Origin of the sequence: Methylocystis sp. Sn-Cys, from assembly GCF_016745395.1 — a bacterium.
GTDB lineage: Bacteria > Pseudomonadota > Alphaproteobacteria > Rhizobiales > Beijerinckiaceae > Methylocystis > Methylocystis iwaonis.
The window spans coordinates 1-17949 of record NZ_JAERVJ010000001.1 but is presented as its reverse complement, the minus strand read 5'-3'; the positions used below and the strand labels follow the sequence as shown (position 1 = coordinate 17949).

Here is a 17949-nt window from a genome sequence, read left to right as displayed (position 1 = left end):
GCCGCCGCCGTCGCTTTTGCCTCCGGGAACAACATCGAATTTCCTACTCGCCATTTGCACCTTCCGGCAGGGCTTTCGTAGCAAAATCTCTGAGAATATTTAACGCGTGCGACTCGACCATGCCGCACCGCTTACAAATCAGATTGACCGTCTCGATCATCGGGCCTCCGTAGCAATGGAGGCGAGCGTCGGCGGCGTAGGCGTTTCCGCCTTCATAGACATATTGGGCCGGGGTGGCGAGGAAGAAAGTCTCATTGCCACACCGCAGACATTTGATGTCCGCGAAAGCCTTCTCCAGCGCGAGGCCCAGCTCGGCAAGCGCGCTTTCCCCGGTCGGCGTCTCGATGTCCGACGCTTCATTCGACGGGGTCGAGGAGCCTGTCTCACTCGTCGTCATGCCAGGCTCCTCGATTGGTTGCGTCTTAAATCAGCTTCCCCATCGCCGCCGCCGTATCGGTCATGCGGCCCGAGAAGCCCCATTCATTGTCGTACCAGCTCAGGATGGAGACAAGGTTTCCGTCCATCACCTTGGTCTGATCGAGGTGGAAGGTCGACGAGGCCGGGCAGTGGTTGAAATCGCAGGAGACGAGCTTTTCCGACGTGTAAGCAAGCACGCCCTTCATCGGACCGTCGGCCGCCGCCTTGATGGCCGCGTGGATTTCGTCCTTGGTCGTCGGCCGCTTGGCGATGAATTTCAGATCCACCGCGGAAACATTCGGCGTCGGCACGCGGATCGCATAGCCGTCGAGCTTGCCGTTGAGCTCCGGCAGCACGAGACCCACGGCCTTGGCGGCGCCCGTCGAGGTTGGGATCATCGAGAGAGCCGCGGCGCGGGCGCGATAGAGGTCCTTGTGGAAGGTGTCGAGCGTCGGCTGGTCGCCGGTATAGGAGTGGATCGTCGTCATGATCCCCTTCTCGATGCCGATGGCGTCGTTCAGGACCTTGGCGACCGGCGCGAGGCAGTTGGTCGTGCAGGAGGCGTTGGAGACGACCAGATGCTCCTTGGTCAGTCGGTCATGGTTGACGCCATAAACGACCGTGAGGTCGGCGCCGTCGCCAGGCGCGGAAACAAGCACGCGTTTGGCGCCCGCTTCGAGCAGCATCTTCGCCTTGTCGCGCGCGGTGAAGAGGCCGGTGCACTCCATCGCCACGTCGATGCCCAGCTCCTTATAGGGGAGCTCCGCCGGGTTCTTGATGGCGGTGACCTTGATCGGGCCGCGACCGACGTCGATCGTGTCGCCCTCGACCGTCACCTGATGCGGGAAGCGGCCATGCACCGAGTCGTAGCGCAGGAGATGGGCGTTGGTTTCGACCGGGCCCAGATCGTTGATGGCCACGACCTCGATATCCGTGCGGCCCGATTCGACGATATAGCGAAGGACGTTGCGGCCGATGCGCCCGAAGCCGTTGATGGCCACTCTCACGGTCATTTGGAAAATCTCCTTCTCGCCGCTTGCTCCATGAGGAAAGCGGCTTTCACCCGGCTGCGTCTCTTGCGCCGCGCGCCGGGCCTGATGCGAGGCGAGGGTGTGATAGCACCTCGCGCCCCCCTGTCAACGCGGCGCGCCGCCGTGCGGCATGGATCGTGCTGTCTAATTGGGATTCGCCCGTTTCATGCTACCAACCTGTTACGGCGAATCGGCGCAGGCCGGCCGCAACCTTTTCCCCGCGAGAAATAGGGCGCAGCCCGGCGATGACGCATTCCGAAAAGCCTGCTGGAAAATCCGCCGAAAGGCTCGATCAGGCGCTCGGTCGCCTTGGCGCCGCTCTCGACCGGCTGGAACGAAGCATGGCTGTGAAGCTGGAAGACGATGTTTCCGCTGCGGAGCTGGAGGAGGAGCTCGACATCATGCAGGACGACCGCGGTCGCCTCGCTCTGGAGCTCGACGCCGCGCTCGCGCATGTCAGCGCGCTGGAGAAAGCGCGCGACGAAGTGCTGCGCCGCCTGGATGAAGCAGGGGCCGACGTCGCCGCCGCGCTGGGGCAGGCGAGCGGCGCGCCGGTCGGGGAATAGCGCCATGGCCGCCGTCATCGTCAGCATCGCCGGGCGCACCTACCGCCTCTCCTGCGACGACGGCGAAGAGCCGCGCCTCGAAGAGCTGGCGCGCTATGTCGAGGGCAAGATCCTCTCGATGAAGGATAATTTCCGCGAGATCGGCGAGCAGCGCGTCGTGGTGATGGCGGCGTTGAGCATCGCCGACGAGGCCGCCGACGCGCGCAACAAAGCGCAGGCTTTGGAGGCGGAGCTCGCCGCTTTGCGCGCCGAGCTCGACGCTGTGAAAACAGCCTCTGTGGCGCTGGAAGAACGCGCGGTGGCGGCGGTGGACGACGCGGCGAAACGGCTGGAGCGGCTCGAGGCCGACTTGCGGAAGCCGGCCGTCAGCGATGATTTTCCGTTCTGAAGGAAGGGCGCGGGAAGGGCTTCGCAAGCATTTCCGACGCTCGCGTATCGGGCAATTCATCCCGTCATTGCGAGCGAAGCGAAGCAATCCAGGGCCGCCGTGGCTGCCCTGGATTGCTTCGTCGCTCCGCTCCTCGCAATCATGAGAGGGAGTCGCTTATCGGCGGTCGATCACTTGCCCCAGTTTTCGACGCTCGCGTCGCGCTTTGCATGTTCGAGATCGTCGGCATTTTGCGAATATTGGTGATTGAGCTTTTCCGCCGTCATGGCCACGGCGCCGTCCGACATGATGGCGATTTTCATCTGCTCGGTCGCCATGTGGTTGAGTTCGTTGATCCACTGATTGAGATTGAGAAGAAGCTTGTTTTTGCGGTCTTTCTGAACCGCTTGGGAGGCAGTCGTGTCGGTTGCGACGGCGATCTCGGCCTTGGTGTCGTCGATCAGCTTGTCGAGATCCTTGACCTTTGCTTCGAGCGCCGCGACCTGGTCCTGCGCGCCGTCCTTGGCCTTTTCCAGAGCGGCTTCCGTCTCTTTCTTCGCCTTCTCGAGATTGTCGAGGCCGTTCTTCAGCCAGCTCGCCTGGATGTTCAGCAGCGCGTCTTTGGCGACGCCTGTGAGGTTGAAGCCGTTCGGAATCGGGAAATAGGGGCCGAGCTTGGCGGCTTCTGCGGGCGCGGCGAAGCCGAGGGCGCCGGCGACGAACAAGGCGGCGGCGGCCGCGCGAAGACCAGCCGACATAGAGACGAGGCGCATATGATTTCACTCCCGATCAGGCGCGCCGGTTTGTTCCCTGGCGCGATTTCTTATGAACAGAGCTTGGGCGATCCGCGCCGGTCTTGCAAGCCCGCTTCCTGCCACACAAACGTCACGCGCCGCCGCCGCGGCGCTTGACGCGGGCGGCTGTTTTGCGCGAATCTTCGGACGCCGGGGGAGCCCCGCCCGGCGGCGGAAGGATCGCGCCGCCACGGGGCTGAGAGGCTGCGGAAGCGCGTTCGTAACGAACGTGGGGCGCGGCGACCCTTCGAACCTGATCCAGTTCAGATGCTGGCGGAGGGATGGTGTTCAACTCTCGTTACTTTGCAGGCGCGCTATGCTAGCGCGCGTCATCGGCGCCGGCGTTGCCGGGCTTTGCGCCGCCTATGCCTTGGCGCGCGCCGAGGCGCAGGTGGAGCTTGTCGAGCGCCAGGCGACGCCAGGCCGGGGCTGCTCGCGTTTTGCGGGCGGCATGATCGCGCCCTGGTGCGAGCTGGAGAGCGCCGAGCCGCTCGTGGCCGAGCTTGGCCAGGAGGCGCTCGCCTTCTGGACGGCCGACGTTCCTGTCGCCACTGTCGCCGGGACTCTTGTCGTCGCCGCGCCGCGCGAAGGCGCGGAGCTTTTCGATTTCGCCCGGCGGACGGATCACTTCGAGCGGCTCGACGGCGCGGGCGTCGCGGGGCTGGAGCCCGATCTCGCCGAGCGCTTCGACGCCGCGCTTTATTTTGCGCGCGAGGCGCATCTCGATCCGCGCGCCGCGATGAAGGCGCTTGCCGACAGGCTTGCCGAAATGCCGAATGTCGTGCGGCATTATGGCGCGGAGGCGCAGGCGCTTGCTACCTCTCCCGACTGGACCGTCGATTGCCGTGGGTTCGCCGCGCGCGATGCGCTTGCCCGGCTGCGCGGCGTGAAGGGCGAGATGCTGATTCTGCGCAGCGACGAGATTTCCCTCTCCCGCCCCATCCGCATGCTGCATCCGCGCCGGCCGGTCTATGTCGTGCCGCGCGGGGAGGGCGTGTTCATGGTCGGCGCGACGATGATCGAGAATGAAGAGCGCGCGCGGGTGACGGCGCGCTCGGTTGTGGAACTCGTCAATTCCGCCTTCGCCATTCACCCGGCCTTCGCCGAGGCGGAGCTCGTCGAGACGGGCTCGGATGTGCGCCCTGCCTATCCGGATAATCTTCCCCGCCTGACGCAGCGTGGAAAGACGATCTATATCAACGGGCTCTACAGGCATGGTTTCCTGCTCGCCCCCGCGCTGGCGCGGCGCGCCGCAGAGGTTGTTCTTCGCGGCGCCTATTTTCCGGAGGTGATGGATGCAGATTCGGGTGAACGGGCGTCCGCGTGACGTGGACGCCACCACATTGGAGGCCCTGCTGCGCGAGTTGGGCTATGAGCATCAGAAGGTCGGCACGGCGCTGAATCAGGAATTCGTGCGCGACAGGGACCGCGAGAAGACCACGCTGCAGGAGGGCGATGCGGTGGAGATCGTCACGCCGCGGCAGGGCGGATGAATGCAAGAGCTCATGACCGAAGCTGATCCGCTCACCTTCTATGGCGCGACGCTAAGGTCGCGGCTGCTGCTCGGGACGGCGCGCTATCCCTCGCCGGCGATCCTTGCCGACGCGATCCGCGCCTCGGGCTGCGAGATCGTTACGGTGTCGCTGCGGCGGGAGGCCGGCGGCTCACGCGCGGGCGAGAGTTTTTGGGGCCTCATTCGGGACTTGGGGGCGCGCGTGCTTCCCAATACGGCGGGCTGCCGCACGGCCAAGGAGGCGATTGCGACGGCGCAAATGGCGCGGGAGGTCTTCGAGACCGACTGGATCAAGCTCGAAGTCATCGGTGAGGAGGATACGTTGCAGCCCGATGTCTTCGGGCTTGTCGAAGCGGCCAAGGCGCTCGTCGCCGACGGCTTCGAGGTTTTTCCCTATACGACCGATGATCTCGTCGTCGCCGAAAAGCTGCTCGATGCGGGCTGCAAGGTCTTGATGCCCTGGGCGGCGCCGATCGGGTCGGGGCGCGGCGTCAACAACGCTTTTGCGCTGCGCGCCTTGCGGGCGCATTTTCCGGAGACGCCGCTCGTCGTCGACGCCGGGCTCGGCGCGCCGTCTCATGCCGTGACGGTGATGGAAATGGGCTATGACGCCGTGTTGCTGAATACGGCTGTCTCGCGGGCGGGCGATCCTGTCGCCATGGCGCGCGCTTTCGGGCTTGCAGCCGAGGCTGGGCGGCTCGCGTTCCGCGCCAAGCCGATGACGCCCCGCGACATGGCGGAGCCCTCGACGCCGGTGATCGGGCGGCCGTTCGAGGATATGCTCTGAGAAACTGTTGCGCGCCTGAAAGCGCGCGGTCCATTAGCGAGCATCGGACCGCGCGCCTTCAGGCGCGCAACAACGTCGCAAACAGCTTCGAAAAGCGGTAGACCGCCGCCTATGCCGACCTTCAATCTCGACCCCTTCTACCTCATCGTCGATAACGCCGACTGGCTGGCGCGGCTGCTGCCGCTCGGCGTCCGCCTCGTGCAATTGCGCGTGAAGGATAGCCCTGAGTCCGAAGTGCGTGAGGAGATCCTCCGTGCGCGCGATCTCTGCCGCACCGCGGGCGCGCAGCTCATCGTCAATGACTATTGGAAGCTTGCGATCGACGCCGGCTGCGATTTCGTGCATCTCGGGCAGGAAGATCTCGACGGCGCCGATCTCGACGCCCTGCGCCGCCACGAGGTGCGAATCGGCGTTTCCACCCATGACGAGGCCGAGCTCGACCGCGCATTGTCGATCTCGCCCGATTATGTGGCGCTCGGGCCCGTTTGGCCGACGCTGCTGAAAGAAATGAAATTCGCGCCGCAGGGCCTCGAAAAGCTCGGCGCCTGGAAGGAGCGCATCGGCGACATCCCGCTCGTCGCCATCGGCGGCCTCACGCCGGCCCGCGCCTGCCTCGCGCTGGCGGCGGGCGCCGACAGCGCCTGCGTCGTCACAGACGTACTGCGCGCCCGCGATCCGGAATCGCGGGCGGTCGAATGGGTGGCGACGACAGCGCCCTGGCGCGATTCGCCGGAGCTGACGCGCGCCTTTTCCCCGGAGTTCGCGGGCGCGAAAGTCTTCCCCTCGCCCAACCACGGCCCCCGCGCGCGCGCGGTCTCGGCGCTGGTGTTGCATTATACCGGCATCCCGACGGCGGAGGGCGCGCTCGAGCTTTTATGCTCGCCGATCGCGGAAGTCTCGGCGCATTATTTCGTCGAGGAAGACGGCCGCATCCTGCAGCTCGTGCCCGAGTCGCGCCGCGCCTGGCATGCGGGCGCCAGCTATTGGGCGGGCGAAACCGACATGAATTCGGCTTCCATCGGCGTCGAGATCGTCCATCCGGGCCATATCGATCCGCATGATTTTCCGCCAGCGCAGATCGAGGCCGTAATTGCTCTGTCGCGCGACATTTGCGCGCGTCACAAGATCGCGCCCGAGCGCGTGCTCGCCCATTCCGACATCGCGCCGCGCCGCAAGATGGACCCCGGCGAGTTCTTTCCCTGGGCGCGTCTCGCCGCCGCCGGCGTCGGCCGTTATGTCGAACCTTTGCCGCCCGACGATGGTCCGGCGCTTGAAGGCGACTCCGCTGGCGAAGCGGTCGCGCGGCTGCAACGGCAGCTCGCGGCCTTCGGCTATAAAATCAACGAGACTGGCGTCTATGATGAAGATACGGCGTCGGCCGTCGCTGCCTTTCAACGGCATTGGCGGCCAGCGCGGGTCGATGGGCGCGCCGACGCCTCGACCATAGACGTTCTGACACGCCTTTTGACCTGAAGGAGTTTTACGTGGCTATTGAAAAACGCGCGGTCGTCGTCACCGGCGCTTCGACGGGCATCGGTCTCGCCTGTGTGGAAATTCTAACGAAACACGGCTTCTTCGTCTTCGGGTCGGTCCGCAAGAGCGCGGACGCCGAGCGCTTGCAGTCGCGATTCGGCGATGATTTCTCGCCGCTTCTCTTCGATGTCACGGATGCGGCCGCCGTCGCGCGCGCCGCACAAGATGTTGAAGCCCGACTCGGCGGCGCGACGCTCGCGGGCCTCGTCAATAATGCAGGCGTCGCCGTGCCCGGGCCGCTGCTGCATCTTTCCATTGCGGATCTGCGCCACCAGCTTGAAACAAATCTTATCGGCCAGCTGCAGGTGACGCAGGCCTTCGCGCCGCTGCTGGGCGCGCGCGCGCCGCAGGGGGGCGCGCCGGGGCGGATCGTCAATATGAGCTCGGTCGCCGGCCGTGTGGCCTCGCCGTTTCTGGGCGCCTACAACGCATCGAAATTCGCGCTCGAGGGCATGTCGGACGCGCTGCGCCGGGAATTGATGGTCTATGGCGTCGATCTCATCGTGATCCAGCCCGGCATGATTGCGACGCCGATCTGGGACAAGGCGGACAGCCGCGACTTCAGTCCTTTCGACATGACCATCTACGGACCTGCCGCGCGTCGCATGCAAAAATGGGCCGTCGACGGCGGACGCGCCGCACCGGGGCCGGAGCTGGTGGCCAATGCCGTGCTGCGCGCCCTTACTGCGCGCCGCCCGCCCGCGCGCATCCCCGTCGCCAATGGGATCGGTCGGACCTTGCCAAGTCTGCTGCCGGCGCGATTTGTAGATTGGCTCGTGGCGCGTCGTTTGGGCTTCCACGAGACGCGCGACAAGCTTCGCGTCCACTATTCTGACGGAGACGGCAATGGCGAATGAAATGACCGCCCCGCATGGCGTCGTTTGCTGGAGCGAACTTGCCGTCCGCGATATTGCGCGCGCGCAAAAATTTTACGCCGAGACGCTCGGCTGGCGCTTCGAGGCCATGGCGGCGCCGGACATGACCTATTGGATCATCTTCTCCGGCGAGGCGCGGGTCGGCGGCATGTTCGAGATGAAAGGCGCGCAATTCGACGGCGTGCCGGAGCATTGGCTGACCTACATCGCCGTCGATGACATAGATGCGCGTCTGAAGAAGGCGGTCGAGGCCGGCGCAAAAACTTGCAAGGAGCCCTTCGACATTCCGGGCGTCGGCCGCATGGCGGTGCTGGCGGAGCCGGGAGGCGCGGTCGTCGCCTGGATAAGGCTCGAGCGATAGACGCCGTCGGCGCGCCTCAAAGGCGCGTCGTTTCGTCGATCTCCCCTGGACGGAAAGGCTTGAGAAATTCGCAGGCGACGCCGTCGTCGAGAATTCCGACGACTTTCGCCGGCGTATTCCCTACCGCAACCTCGGCGCCGATCGGGATCGCGCGATCGGCTTCCAGCACGACGGCCGAGTTCGACAGGCTCCTGATGCGCACGATTTGTTCTTCGCCGCAGGTCAGCCGTAGAACCGTGAGATCCATGAAAGGAATGACGACACGATCGTGACGCCCCTCGCTATAGGCGGCGGAGCGGTTGGCGTACCACTCCAATTGGCGGGCGAGCCTCTCGCGTTTTTTCGGCATGAGATGAAAACGCATGTCGAAGCCGTTTGGCGTCGGCTGCAGGACAACGCCCGCGAAACGGCCCAGCTCATTGAGGCAAAGCGCGACCTTCTCCCCGGGCAGAATCGCGACCGGCGCCCAAAGCCGCGCGGAATGAGATGAGATTTCAATAGTCCGACAAGGATACTCCTCGTTGGACTTGAGCAGCATGTAGCGGCCTTCGAAAGTGATTTGCAGCCGCTGCTGCGTCTCCGCTTCGAAATAAGAAAATTGCTGATGCTGAATACCCATATTTGCCTCGAAAAGTTAATGGTCGGGCGGAAGCGCGCTTCAGCCGTCAAGTGGCTGCCATCCTAGCGCCGGCTCGTGCCATAAAAGTTAAGCTGGACCGTTGGTCGGCGGCATAGACGAGCGGCTGTGCGCAAACAGTTACCGAATTGTCAACAATTTGAACGGCTCCGGGGCTCGGCCTTGTCCTTCCTGGAGGAGGCGCGCAAGTAACGCGGCGTCGCTATTCGATTTTTGGCGGCCGACGCCAGCGTAAAGGCCGGTCGGATCTTTTTATTTCAACGCGTTATTAACCAAGAAGGGTTCGCTAAGCTTAATGGAATGGACGCCGTTACGGTTTAATTTTATAGTTTAGTTCAAGGATATCCGTGAGATTCATCGTGACGCCGATGCGGCTTTTCGTAAGTGCGCTTATCTGTTGCAGTATCGCGTGTGGCGAAATGTCGTCCGCGCGCGCCTTCGACTTTTTTGGCCTGTTCGGCGCGCCGGAAAAGGCCGAGCCGACCCCCGGCGCGGTCGCCTATGAGGTGATCTTCAAGGGGATCGACGACGATAAGCTCGAGCAGACTCTGAAGGACGCGTCGAATAGCTGGCGGCTGCGCCTGGAGTCGCCCGCGGCGGGCGTCGGCCTTGCGCGTCGGGTGATCGCGGATTATCCGCGCCTGACCGAGGCGCTCTGGGCCAGTGGCTATTTCAACGCAACCGTGCGCGCGAGCGTCGCCGGCGTAACCGTCTCGCCGGAGGGCAATGGAGCCGACGCGGCGGCGGCCGCCGCCGAGCGCCATCGCGGCGCTTCCCTCGCGCCGGTCGTCTTCGAGATCGACCCCGGCCCGCTGTTCAAGCTGCGCCATGTCGTCGTCTATGACGCGCGCGTCAATGCGCCGATCGATCCGGCGCTTTTCCCGCGCAAGGCCTTCGATCAGGACCCGGACGATCCCGCCCGCGCCGCCGCGCTACGGGCGCGCGAGGCCGAGTGGATCGATGCGCTGCGCGAGAAATCCTATCCGCTCGCCAAGGTCGTCTCTGCGCGTCCGGTGATCCTGCATGATCTCCATGTGATGGACGTGGCGGTCACGATCGATCTGGGGCCAAAGGCCGGAATCGGCGAGGTGCATCTCTCCGGCGCGCCGGGCGTCGATCCCGATGTTATCCGCTCCTTCATCTATCTGGAGGAGGGCGAGCCCTATAGCCCCAGGAAAATCGCCGACACGCGCAAATCCATCGCCCGCATCGAGGCGCTCGGCGGCGTGAAGATCGAAGACGGCGCCCATCTCGACAAGAACGGCAATCTGCCGCTCTTCATCGAGACGACCGAGCGCAAGCGCCATGCGATCGGCGCTTCGGCGATGTTCTCCAACATAAACGGCCCGACGTTGCGCACCTATTGGGTCGATCGCAATCTCTTCGGCGGCGGCGAGCGTCTGCGTTTCGATCTCGACGGCGGCCTCGCCTATTATAATAATTCGTCCGCCTTTCTCTCCTTTCCGGAGTTGAAGGCGAGCAATCTCGTCGGCTCGGCGCGCGCGAGCTTTTTGAAGCCCGCGCTCTTCGGCTCGCGCAACGACCTTCTCCTCGACGCCGCGGCGGTGCGCGAGCGCACCGTTTACTACTGGGCGTCCTATGGCAATTTCAACGGCGCGATCCGCCATCGTTTCAGCGACACGGCGTCGATCCAGGCCGGGATCGAAGTCGAAGGCGGCCAGTTCAACGACGTCTTCGGCCTGCACAATTACGCGCTGCTCGGATTCCCCGTTTCGGGCGCCTATGACAGCACCGACAATGCGCTCGCGCCGACGCGCGGCATACGCGCCACGGCCCGCGTCGCGCCTTATGTGAAGGCTTTTTCCAACGGCGTCGGCATGCTGGAATCGAAGGGGCAATTGTCGGCCTATCACGCGCTCGACGAAGACGCCTGGTATATTCTCGCGGGCCGGGTCGCCGTCGGCTCCATCGTCGGCCCGTCGATTGCAAACGTCCCGGCCAATCGCCGTTTCTTCGCCGGCGGCGGCGGCTCCGTGCGTGGCTATCGCTATCGCTCGATCAGCCCCGACAATGGCTTCGGCTTTCCGACCGGCGGCCTGAGCCTTTTCGAAGCCTCCGCCGAAGCGCGCCTGAAGGTGACGCAGGAAATCGGCATTGTCCCCTTCCTCGACGCCGGCGCCGCCTATTCCTCCTCTGTGCCGAATTTCAGTTCGACGATGCGCTTCGCGGCTGGCGTGGGCCTTCGATACTATACGGGCATTGGTCCGATTCGTTTCGATGTCGCGACGCCGCTCAACCCGAGGCCGGAGGACAGTCGCCTCGCCATCTTCCTCGGCATCGGAGAAAGCTTCTGATATGCGCAAGCCTTCTCGCGGCCTTGTGATCGCCGGCGGCCTCGCGGCTTTTGTGATTCTCGGCGCAGGCGCCGGCGTCTATTCGATCAATAGCGCCGCGGGCGGGCGCTCTCTCGCCCGCATGATTTCAGAGGCGGCGTCTACGCCTGACGTGAAGATCGAGATTGGCGCAATCGACGGCGTTCTGTCCGCCACGCCGTCCGTGCGCGACATCGTCATCTCCGACCGCGACGGTCCCTGGCTGAAGATCGACCGCGTCGCCGCCAAATGGTCGCGTCTCGCGTTGCTTGGCATGAAGCTCGATGTCGACCAAATCGACATCGGCGAAGCAGACGTGCTGCGCGCGCCGGTTGCGGCTGCGGAAAAGAAGCCCGAACAAAACAGCGACGGCGGAACCTTCCCTCCGAAGCTGCCCATCGGCGTTCGGCTGGGCGAGCTAGCGCTGGCCAAGCTCGTTCTCGCCGAGCCGGTGTTGAACGCCGCCGCCGCGCTCTCAATTCACGCGGGCGCCGAGCTCACCGGGTCCGCAGCGAGCGTGCGGCTGGAGGCGCAACGGCTCGATGCGCCGGGGTCGATTGGCGTCGACGCGGCTTATGCGGCGCAAGGCGACAGGCTGCGCCTCAAATTCGCGGCCTCCGAGCCCGGCGACGGCCTGATCGCGCGCGTCGCCAAAATTCCTGGCCTGCCGCCGGTGGAAGCCTCCATAGATGGCGAAGGCCCGCTCGACGCTTTCGTGGCGAAGATCGCCGCCAAGGCGGGCGAGGCGGGCGCCGAGGGCTCGGCCCGCATCACGCGCGAGGGCGCTGCGCGCCGTTTCGACCTCGATCTCGCGGCGCGGCTCGCCGATCTCCTGCCGCAAGACCTCGCATCGCTTTTCGCCGACGCCACGAAGCTCGAAACAACGGCGCATATCTCCGACGACGGCGCTAAGACGCTCGACCGCCTCGCGCTCGCGGCTTCGGCTTTCAAGCTCGACGGCGCCGGCCGGATGGACGTCGACGGCAAAGCGGTTGGCAAGGTCAATCTCGCGGCGGCCGATCTCGCTCCTTTCTCACGCCTCGCCGGCCGCCAATTGCGCGGCGCCCTCGATCTTTCCGCCGATATTGCCGGGGCGCCGCTCGACGGCGCGATGGAGGCGGCGCTCGACGGCGCTGTGACGTCGCTGGCCTCCGGCGTTTCGGCCGTGGACGGGCTTGCGGGGGAGCGTCTGCGTCTGACGGGCAAGGTCGCGACGCTTCCCGGCGGCGGATTGGCTTTCGACAAGCTTGCCCTCACGGGCGAGCATCTCTCCGCCCTCATTGATGGCAAGGCGACGAAAGAAAAAGCGGCGATCGACGCGAAGATCGACTTGCCGGAATTGCGCTACGCCGGCCTGCCGCTCACCGGCCGCGCCAATGTCGCGGCGTCGGTGACGGGAAGTCTCGAAAAGCCCGACGCGACGCTTCTTGCGACGCTCGAAGACGCCAGCGCCAACGGCCGTCCGATCCCCAGGCTCGCGCTGCAAGGCGAGGCGCATGATGTGCTCGGCCGTCTCACGGCGCTCGCGACGCTCGACGGCGTCGTCGATCGCAAGCCCGCGCGCGGCCGACTTTCTCTCGCCCGGACGGACGCGGGCTGGACGCTCGACGATGTCGATTTCGCCATTGGCGGCGCGACGGCGAAGGGCGCGCTCGCGATAGACGGCGCCGGGCTCGCGAACGGGCGCCTGCGCATCGCGGCGCCGAGCCTCGACGATCTCTCGGCGCTCGCGTTGCGAAAGCTCGGTGGACGCCTCGACGCCGATATTTCGTTGGAGGCTTCCAACGGCGGGCAGAACGCGTCGATTGATGCTGAGGGCGCGGGCATAGAGGCGGCAGGCGCCGGGGTCGGCAGGCTCGCGGCAAAATTTTCGGCGCGTGACGTCCTGCGCCGGCCGGCGCTCGATGGGGATGTCTCGATCGATAACGCGCGTTTTGGCAAGGAGACGATCGGCAAGGCGCGTCTGCTCGCGCGGCCCGCGGCGGATGGCGCGGCGGCGCTCGATCTCACCTTGGACGCCCGCGGCTTCAATATCGCCAGCCGGGCGACGCTCACGCCGGGCGAAACCACCCGGCTCGACATTGCGCAATTCTCCGCGCAACGCGCCGGCAAGAAAATCGCGCTGGCGCAGCCGGCCGTCGTCACCCTGCAGCATGGCGCGGTGGCGCTCAAAGGCCTTGCCCTCGCGCTCGGCTCCGGCCGCCTCGACATAGACGGCGTCGCCGGGGAGCGTCTCGACATCGCCGCCAAGGCGCGCGCCGTGCCGCTCTCGATCGCCTCGATCGTCGATCCGTCTCTTGGCCTCGACGGCGTGCTCGACGCCGAGGCGCGCGTCACCGGAACGAAAGCCGCGCCGGAGGGCGACTGGCGCGTGAAACTGGCCAAGGTCAGCGCGCCGCACCTCCGTTCCAACGGCTTGCCCAGCGTCGATGTCGCCGCCAATGGCCGCCTCGCCAATAAGCGCACGACCCTCGACGCCGACGTCGGGCTCGGCGCGTCGAGCAAGCTGAAGATCACGGGCTCGGCGCCGCTCGGCGAGGGCGCGCTCGATCTTGCCGTCAAAGGCGCGCTCGACGCCGCGCTCGCCAATACGATGCTCGCGGCGAACGGACAGACGGCGACCGGCAAGGCCAATGTCGATCTGCGCCTCACTGGCCCGGCGGCGAGCCCGATCATCGGCGGCGCGGTCACGATCGCCGACGCAGCCTTCAACGATCCGCTCAACGGCGTGAGCCTCACGAAGATCAGTGGAAAGATCGAAGGCCGCGGCCGGGAGCTCACAATCGACGGCCTCACCGCGCAGACGAAGAACGGCGGGCGGATCGCCGTTGCAGGCAAAGTGACGGTCGCGCCCGACGCCGGCATGCCCGGCTCCATCCGCATCGGCGCCAACAACGCGCAGCTCGCGTCGACGGACATCGTCTCCTCGACCGGCGATCTCGATCTCACGATCAGCGGCGCGCTCGCCCGCAATCCCAAAATCTCCGGCAAGGTCAATCTCGACTCGATGGACGTCAACGTCCCTGATCGTCTGCCGGCCAATCTGAAGCCGCTGCCGGGCTCGACGCACATCGACGCCAAGGGTTTCGCTGCGCAAATGCTGGCGCTCGAAAAGAAGCAGCGGGAAAAGGCTGCGCACAAATCCGGGTTCGACGCGGCGCTCGATCTCGCGCTTTCGGCTCCCAATAAGATTTTCGTGCGCGGACGCGGCATCGACGCCGAGTTCGGCGGCGGTCTGAAAATCTCGGGCACGATCCAGAAGCCCAATGTGCAGGGCGGCTTCGAGCTGCGGCGCGGCAAGATGCAGCTCCTCACGCAGCGCATCGATCTTACGCGCGGCAAGCTCACTTTCGCCGGCGGGCTGACGCCGGCGCTCGATTTCGAGGCGGAGACCACGGCCTCCGACATCACGGCGAAGATCGACATCACCGGGCCGGCGGCGTCGCCCTCCTTCGCTTTCTCGTCGACGCCGGAGATGCCGCAGGACGAAGTGCTCTCGCGCCTGCTTTTCGCCAAGGCATCAGGCGCGCTCACGCCCTTTCAGGCCGTGCAGCTCGCGGCGGCGCTCGCGCAGCTCTCCGGCGCAGGCGCGGGAGTCGACGCTTTCGAGAAAATGCGCAAGGCGCTCGGCGTCGATTCGCTCGACCTCGACGCCGGCGGCGGCAATGGGCCGACGGTGGGCGCGTCGCGCTATATCGCCAATGGCGTGAACGTCGGCGTAAAGACGGGCGCCAACCCGCAGCAAAGCTCGGTCAATGTGGGCGTCGACGTGACGCGCGGCGTGCGCCTGCAAAGCGAGACCAGCATGAGCGGCGCGACCTCGCTCGGCATTGGCATAGAGCACGAGTATTGAGATGACGCGCGGGCCTCACTCCGTCTCGCAAAGTTTTTTGGAGAGGCCGAGGTAGTAAGCCGGGACTTTGGACCAGGTCGATTGCGCCGGATAATCGCCGCGGCGGGCGCCTGTCGCCATATGCCCGTCGAACCAGCTTCCGCCTTCCGAGCGGTAGGCGTGTTTCGCGCAGTCGATCGTCACGCGCTCGATCTCGGACAATCCCTTTTGTGAAAGCTTGAAAGCCGCCGCCTCGGGAGATTGCGCATCGTAATCGGTGAGGGCGCGCGCGAAAACGGCGCCCTCTGGCGTTTTCTGGCGAGACGCGGGGTCGAGATAGATCTTGGACAAGCCGTCCTGCGATATAAGCCGCCACTCCGCTGAAGCGGCCGATGCGTGCAGCAGGGCGGCGAGAAGGATGCAAAAGGCGTTCTTTTTCATGACGGCTAAGATTTCAGTTTAAATAGCTCGCATTGGGGTCCGGTCATTCCCGGCGGGCTGAAAGCCCGACCGGGAATCCAGAGCCAAAATAGCAGTGGTTGCTCTGGATTCCCGATCACTCGCTGCGCGAGCGTCGGGATTGATAGCGAACCAACCAAGCGGATCGCGTATGATGCCTAAAAAGGGTCACGCCTACTTTTCCGTCAACGAGTCCTTACGAAAAGCGGCAACGCCGCAGGGTGGCAGCTTCGTTTCGCCAAGCAGCAGCCACGCGTCGCCAACGAGTGAAGATATATCCGCCGTCTCGGGACCATAGTTGAAAACATAACGCAAGCCGCCATTGTCCCGAACCCGGATGTCCTGCGGCAATCTCAACGTCTCGACGCCCGCTTCCGCCAGGAGGCGGGAGACGACGGCGTCAGCAAGCGTTTCATCCGGCCAACCGCCGAGATAATAGCGGTGGCCGCATTGCGCGAGGGCGCATTCCCCGTCGCGCGACGCCATGGCGATCGCCGCCTCGTCGCCCAGAACCAGAAACTCCCGCCACCGTTCGAAATGCCCCGGATGTCCGTCGCTCATCGGAATGATCGCGCCCGGCCGCAAGCTTTCGACGCGTCGAACGCGCAGGTCGATCAGGCTCTGAAGGGCGCCGGGCGGCAGGGCGGCCGGGATGTTGAAATGCTCCGTTTTGGAGCCGGCGCGCGGCCCGGCGAGGATCACGGCCGCGCTGTTGGACAGCCCTTCAACTAGGGACTCGCCGGCCGTAAATAACCCCGGCAGCAGAATGAGCTTGCGATCAGCGACGGTATCGGCTGTTGGCGGGCCGATGTCGATCGAAACGCCCGCGCGCCGCAATGCGCGATAGAAGCGCATGACAAGTTCGCTATAAGAGAAATCCTGACCCTGCGGTTGGATCTTCCAGGCCCAGTCGCTCTCGTAGTCGAAAACGACGACGACCTCCGCGCGCCGCCTCCCGACATGTGCGGAGAGCGCGGCAAGCTCTCTCGCCACATCCTGCGCCTCGTGAAAGGCTTCGTTCGGTTCGGAATTTGGCAATAGCAGCGCCTCATGCATCTGCTCCTGCGCGAAAGGCGCCTGCCGCCAGCGGAAGTAGCAAACTGTTTCCGCCCCCGCGGCAAAGGCCTCATGCGCCCAGAGCCGCACCGCCCCTTTCGCGGGGGCCGGATTCCACGGCGCCCAATTCACGGGCCCCGGCTGTTGCTCCATGACCCACCAGCGTCCGCGCCCGCAACCCCGATAGAGGTCGTGGTGGAAGGCCTGGAAATCAGGGTCGCCGACGCGCATGTAGCGCGACTTGAAAGCCTCGCTATTGGGGCTGCGTTCCAGAAAGCCGAGCGGGTAGCTGTCCCAGGCGGCGGCGTCGAGGTCCCGCGACAGCGCGAAATGATCGAAGGCGGTGAAGGCGCCCATGAAGTTATGAAGGATCGGCCGCCCCGGCGAATATCTGCGGACGATATCCGCTTGCCTTTTGTTGAAGGCGACAACCTGATCGGACGAGAACCGCTGGAAGTCGAGGAGATGAGAAGGATTGGCTTCCGTCACCGTGAGATTGGGGAGCTCGATCTCCTCGAAGGAGGCGAGCTCCATCGACCAGAAGACATTGCCCCAGGCCTCGTTGAGCGTCTCGATCGCCTCATATTTTCCCCGGCACCAGTCGCGGAAGCCCGCGAGCGCTGCTTCTGAATAGCTTTCGACTGTATCGTGGCAGCCGAATTCATTATCGGTCTGCCAGGCCGCGACGGCGGGATGGGCGCCGAATTCTTGCGCAAGGCGCGTCACGATGCGCTCGCATTCGCGCGCATAGCCCGCGTGGCTGAAGCAATAATGCCGGCGCGAGCCGAATTTCCTCGGGCGACCCTGCGTATCGAGCGCCAGCATGCCCGGCATGCTGTCGACGAGCCACTTCGGCGGCGTCGCGGTCGGCGTGCCGAGAACGACCTCGAGCCCGGCTTCATGCAGCGTGTCGATCGCCCGCCGGAGCCAGACGAAATCATAGGTCCCAAGGCTCGGCTCCAGCCGCGACCAGGCGAATTCGCCCACACGAACGACGCTCAGCCCGATTTCCCGCATGCGCCGGGCGTCCTCGGCCCAGCGCGCGACAGGCCAATGTTCGGGATAGTAGCAGACCCCAAGTTTCTGTTCGGTCATGTGAAGGCGCCTAGATTGTCACCCGCAGATGTGCCCGCGCGCCGTTGCAGGAGCATGACGGCGGCCGGCCGTCGCATAAGGAATGACGAGGCTCCTGTGGCCCGTCATTTTCCGTGAAAATTTTTTGACAGCCCCTTTTTCCTCGGAGGCAGGCATAGGCCGACAACACACTGATATTCATACGTGTTTATGGCCAATGAGCGCGGTTAAAAACAGGTGTTGACACCCAGAGCGCCGGTCCGTATAACGCATTCATCGACGGCGGCGCTGCCAACGGTTGCAGCGGATGCGGT

The 17949-nt window shown here is 65.0% G+C and carries 16 protein-coding genes and 1 riboswitch; of the genes, 10 read left to right on the top strand and 6 right to left on the bottom strand.

The window, feature by feature from the left end:
* Nucleotides 1-43: 43 nt before the first annotated feature.
* Together JJT62_RS00080 and gap are read right to left on the bottom strand one after the other, a co-directional pair.
* Nucleotides 44-397, bottom strand: a complete 354-nt coding sequence (locus JJT62_RS00080; RefSeq protein ID WP_202070664.1) for a hypothetical protein — start codon at nt 395-397, stop codon at nt 44-46.
* Nucleotides 398-422: 25 nt separating this feature from the next.
* Nucleotides 423-1430, bottom strand: coding sequence for a type I glyceraldehyde-3-phosphate dehydrogenase (gene gap, locus JJT62_RS00075; protein WP_202070663.1), 1008 nt, complete (start codon nt 1428-1430; stop codon nt 423-425).
* Nucleotides 1431-1693: 263 nt separating this feature from the next.
* Between gap and JJT62_RS00070 the strand changes: the two genes are divergently transcribed.
* Together JJT62_RS00070 and JJT62_RS00065 are read left to right on the top strand one after the other, a co-directional pair.
* Entirely contained in the window at nt 1694-2014 is a 321-nt protein-coding gene (locus tag JJT62_RS00070; protein WP_202070662.1) for a DUF4164 family protein, read from the top strand.
* Nucleotides 2015-2018: 4 nt separating this feature from the next.
* Nucleotides 2019-2402: a cell division protein ZapA gene (locus JJT62_RS00065; protein WP_202070661.1), complete on the top strand. Its 384-nt coding sequence runs from the start codon at nt 2019-2021 to the stop codon at nt 2400-2402.
* A 170-nt stretch (nt 2403-2572) separates the two neighbouring features.
* On the opposite strand, the gene JJT62_RS00060 is transcribed toward JJT62_RS00065, so the two are convergent.
* Nucleotides 2573-3154 (bottom strand): hypothetical protein, encoded by a 582-nt coding sequence (locus tag JJT62_RS00060; protein WP_202070660.1) that lies wholly within the window; start codon nt 3152-3154, stop codon nt 2573-2575.
* Nucleotides 3155-3317: 163 nt separating this feature from the next.
* Nucleotides 3318-3475, top strand: a riboswitch (TPP riboswitch).
* Nucleotides 3476-3491: 16 nt separating this feature from the next.
* Here JJT62_RS00060 and JJT62_RS00055 point away from each other — a divergent pair.
* The 6 genes from JJT62_RS00055 to JJT62_RS00030 all read left to right on the top strand — a co-directional run bounded on the left by JJT62_RS00055 (nt 3492) and on the right by JJT62_RS00030 (nt 8244).
* Nucleotides 3492-4502, top strand: a complete 1011-nt coding sequence (locus JJT62_RS00055) for an FAD-dependent oxidoreductase (protein ID WP_202070659.1) — start codon at nt 3492-3494, stop codon at nt 4500-4502.
* Nucleotides 4471-4668, top strand: a complete 198-nt coding sequence (thiS, locus tag JJT62_RS00050) for a sulfur carrier protein ThiS (RefSeq protein ID WP_202070658.1) — start codon at nt 4471-4473, stop codon at nt 4666-4668. The genes JJT62_RS00055 and thiS overlap by 32 nt, the downstream gene beginning before the upstream one ends.
* Nucleotides 4669-5475 carry a thiazole synthase gene (locus JJT62_RS00045; protein WP_246744621.1) on the top strand — a complete coding sequence of 269 codons (807 nt, stop codon included), beginning with the start codon at nt 4669-4671 and terminating at the stop codon, nt 5473-5475. It begins immediately after the preceding gene.
* Nucleotides 5476-5586: 111 nt separating this feature from the next.
* Entirely contained in the window at nt 5587-6948 is a 1362-nt protein-coding gene (locus JJT62_RS19440; RefSeq protein ID WP_202070657.1) for a thiamine phosphate synthase, read from the top strand.
* An 11-nt stretch (nt 6949-6959) separates the two neighbouring features.
* Nucleotides 6960-7865, top strand: a complete 906-nt coding sequence (locus tag JJT62_RS00035; protein ID WP_370568456.1) for an SDR family NAD(P)-dependent oxidoreductase — start codon at nt 6960-6962, stop codon at nt 7863-7865.
* Nucleotides 7855-8244 (top strand): VOC family protein, encoded by a 390-nt coding sequence (locus tag JJT62_RS00030; RefSeq protein WP_202070656.1) that lies wholly within the window; start codon nt 7855-7857, stop codon nt 8242-8244. The genes JJT62_RS00035 and JJT62_RS00030 overlap by 11 nt, the downstream gene beginning before the upstream one ends.
* A gap of 16 nt (nt 8245-8260) precedes the next feature.
* On the opposite strand, the gene JJT62_RS00025 is transcribed toward JJT62_RS00030, so the two are convergent.
* On the bottom strand, nt 8261-8863 hold the full coding sequence (locus JJT62_RS00025) for a PilZ domain-containing protein (protein WP_202070655.1): 603 nt from the start codon (nt 8861-8863) through the stop codon (nt 8261-8263).
* A 437-nt stretch (nt 8864-9300) separates the two neighbouring features.
* On the opposite strand from JJT62_RS00025, the gene JJT62_RS00020 reads away from it, so the two are divergent.
* Together JJT62_RS00020 and JJT62_RS00015 are read left to right on the top strand one after the other, a co-directional pair.
* Nucleotides 9301-11196, top strand: a complete 1896-nt coding sequence (locus JJT62_RS00020) for an autotransporter assembly complex family protein (RefSeq protein ID WP_202070654.1) — start codon at nt 9301-9303, stop codon at nt 11194-11196.
* Nucleotide 11197: 1 nt separating this feature from the next.
* The gene (locus JJT62_RS00015) at nt 11198-15067 is read left to right on the top strand and encodes a translocation/assembly module TamB domain-containing protein (protein ID WP_202070653.1); all 3870 of its coding nucleotides are present in this window, start codon (nt 11198-11200) and stop codon (nt 15065-15067) included.
* Nucleotides 15068-15082: 15 nt separating this feature from the next.
* Here JJT62_RS00015 and JJT62_RS00010 read toward each other — a convergent pair whose 3' ends face one another.
* Both JJT62_RS00010 and JJT62_RS00005 read right to left on the bottom strand, forming a co-directional pair.
* Nucleotides 15083-15487: a surface-adhesin E family protein gene (locus tag JJT62_RS00010; protein WP_202070652.1), complete on the bottom strand. Its 405-nt coding sequence runs from the start codon at nt 15485-15487 to the stop codon at nt 15083-15085.
* Nucleotides 15488-15679: 192 nt separating this feature from the next.
* Nucleotides 15680-17656, bottom strand: a complete 1977-nt coding sequence (locus JJT62_RS00005) for a beta-galactosidase (protein ID WP_202070651.1) — start codon at nt 17654-17656, stop codon at nt 15680-15682.
* Between the last annotated feature and the right edge of the window lie 293 nt (nt 17657-17949).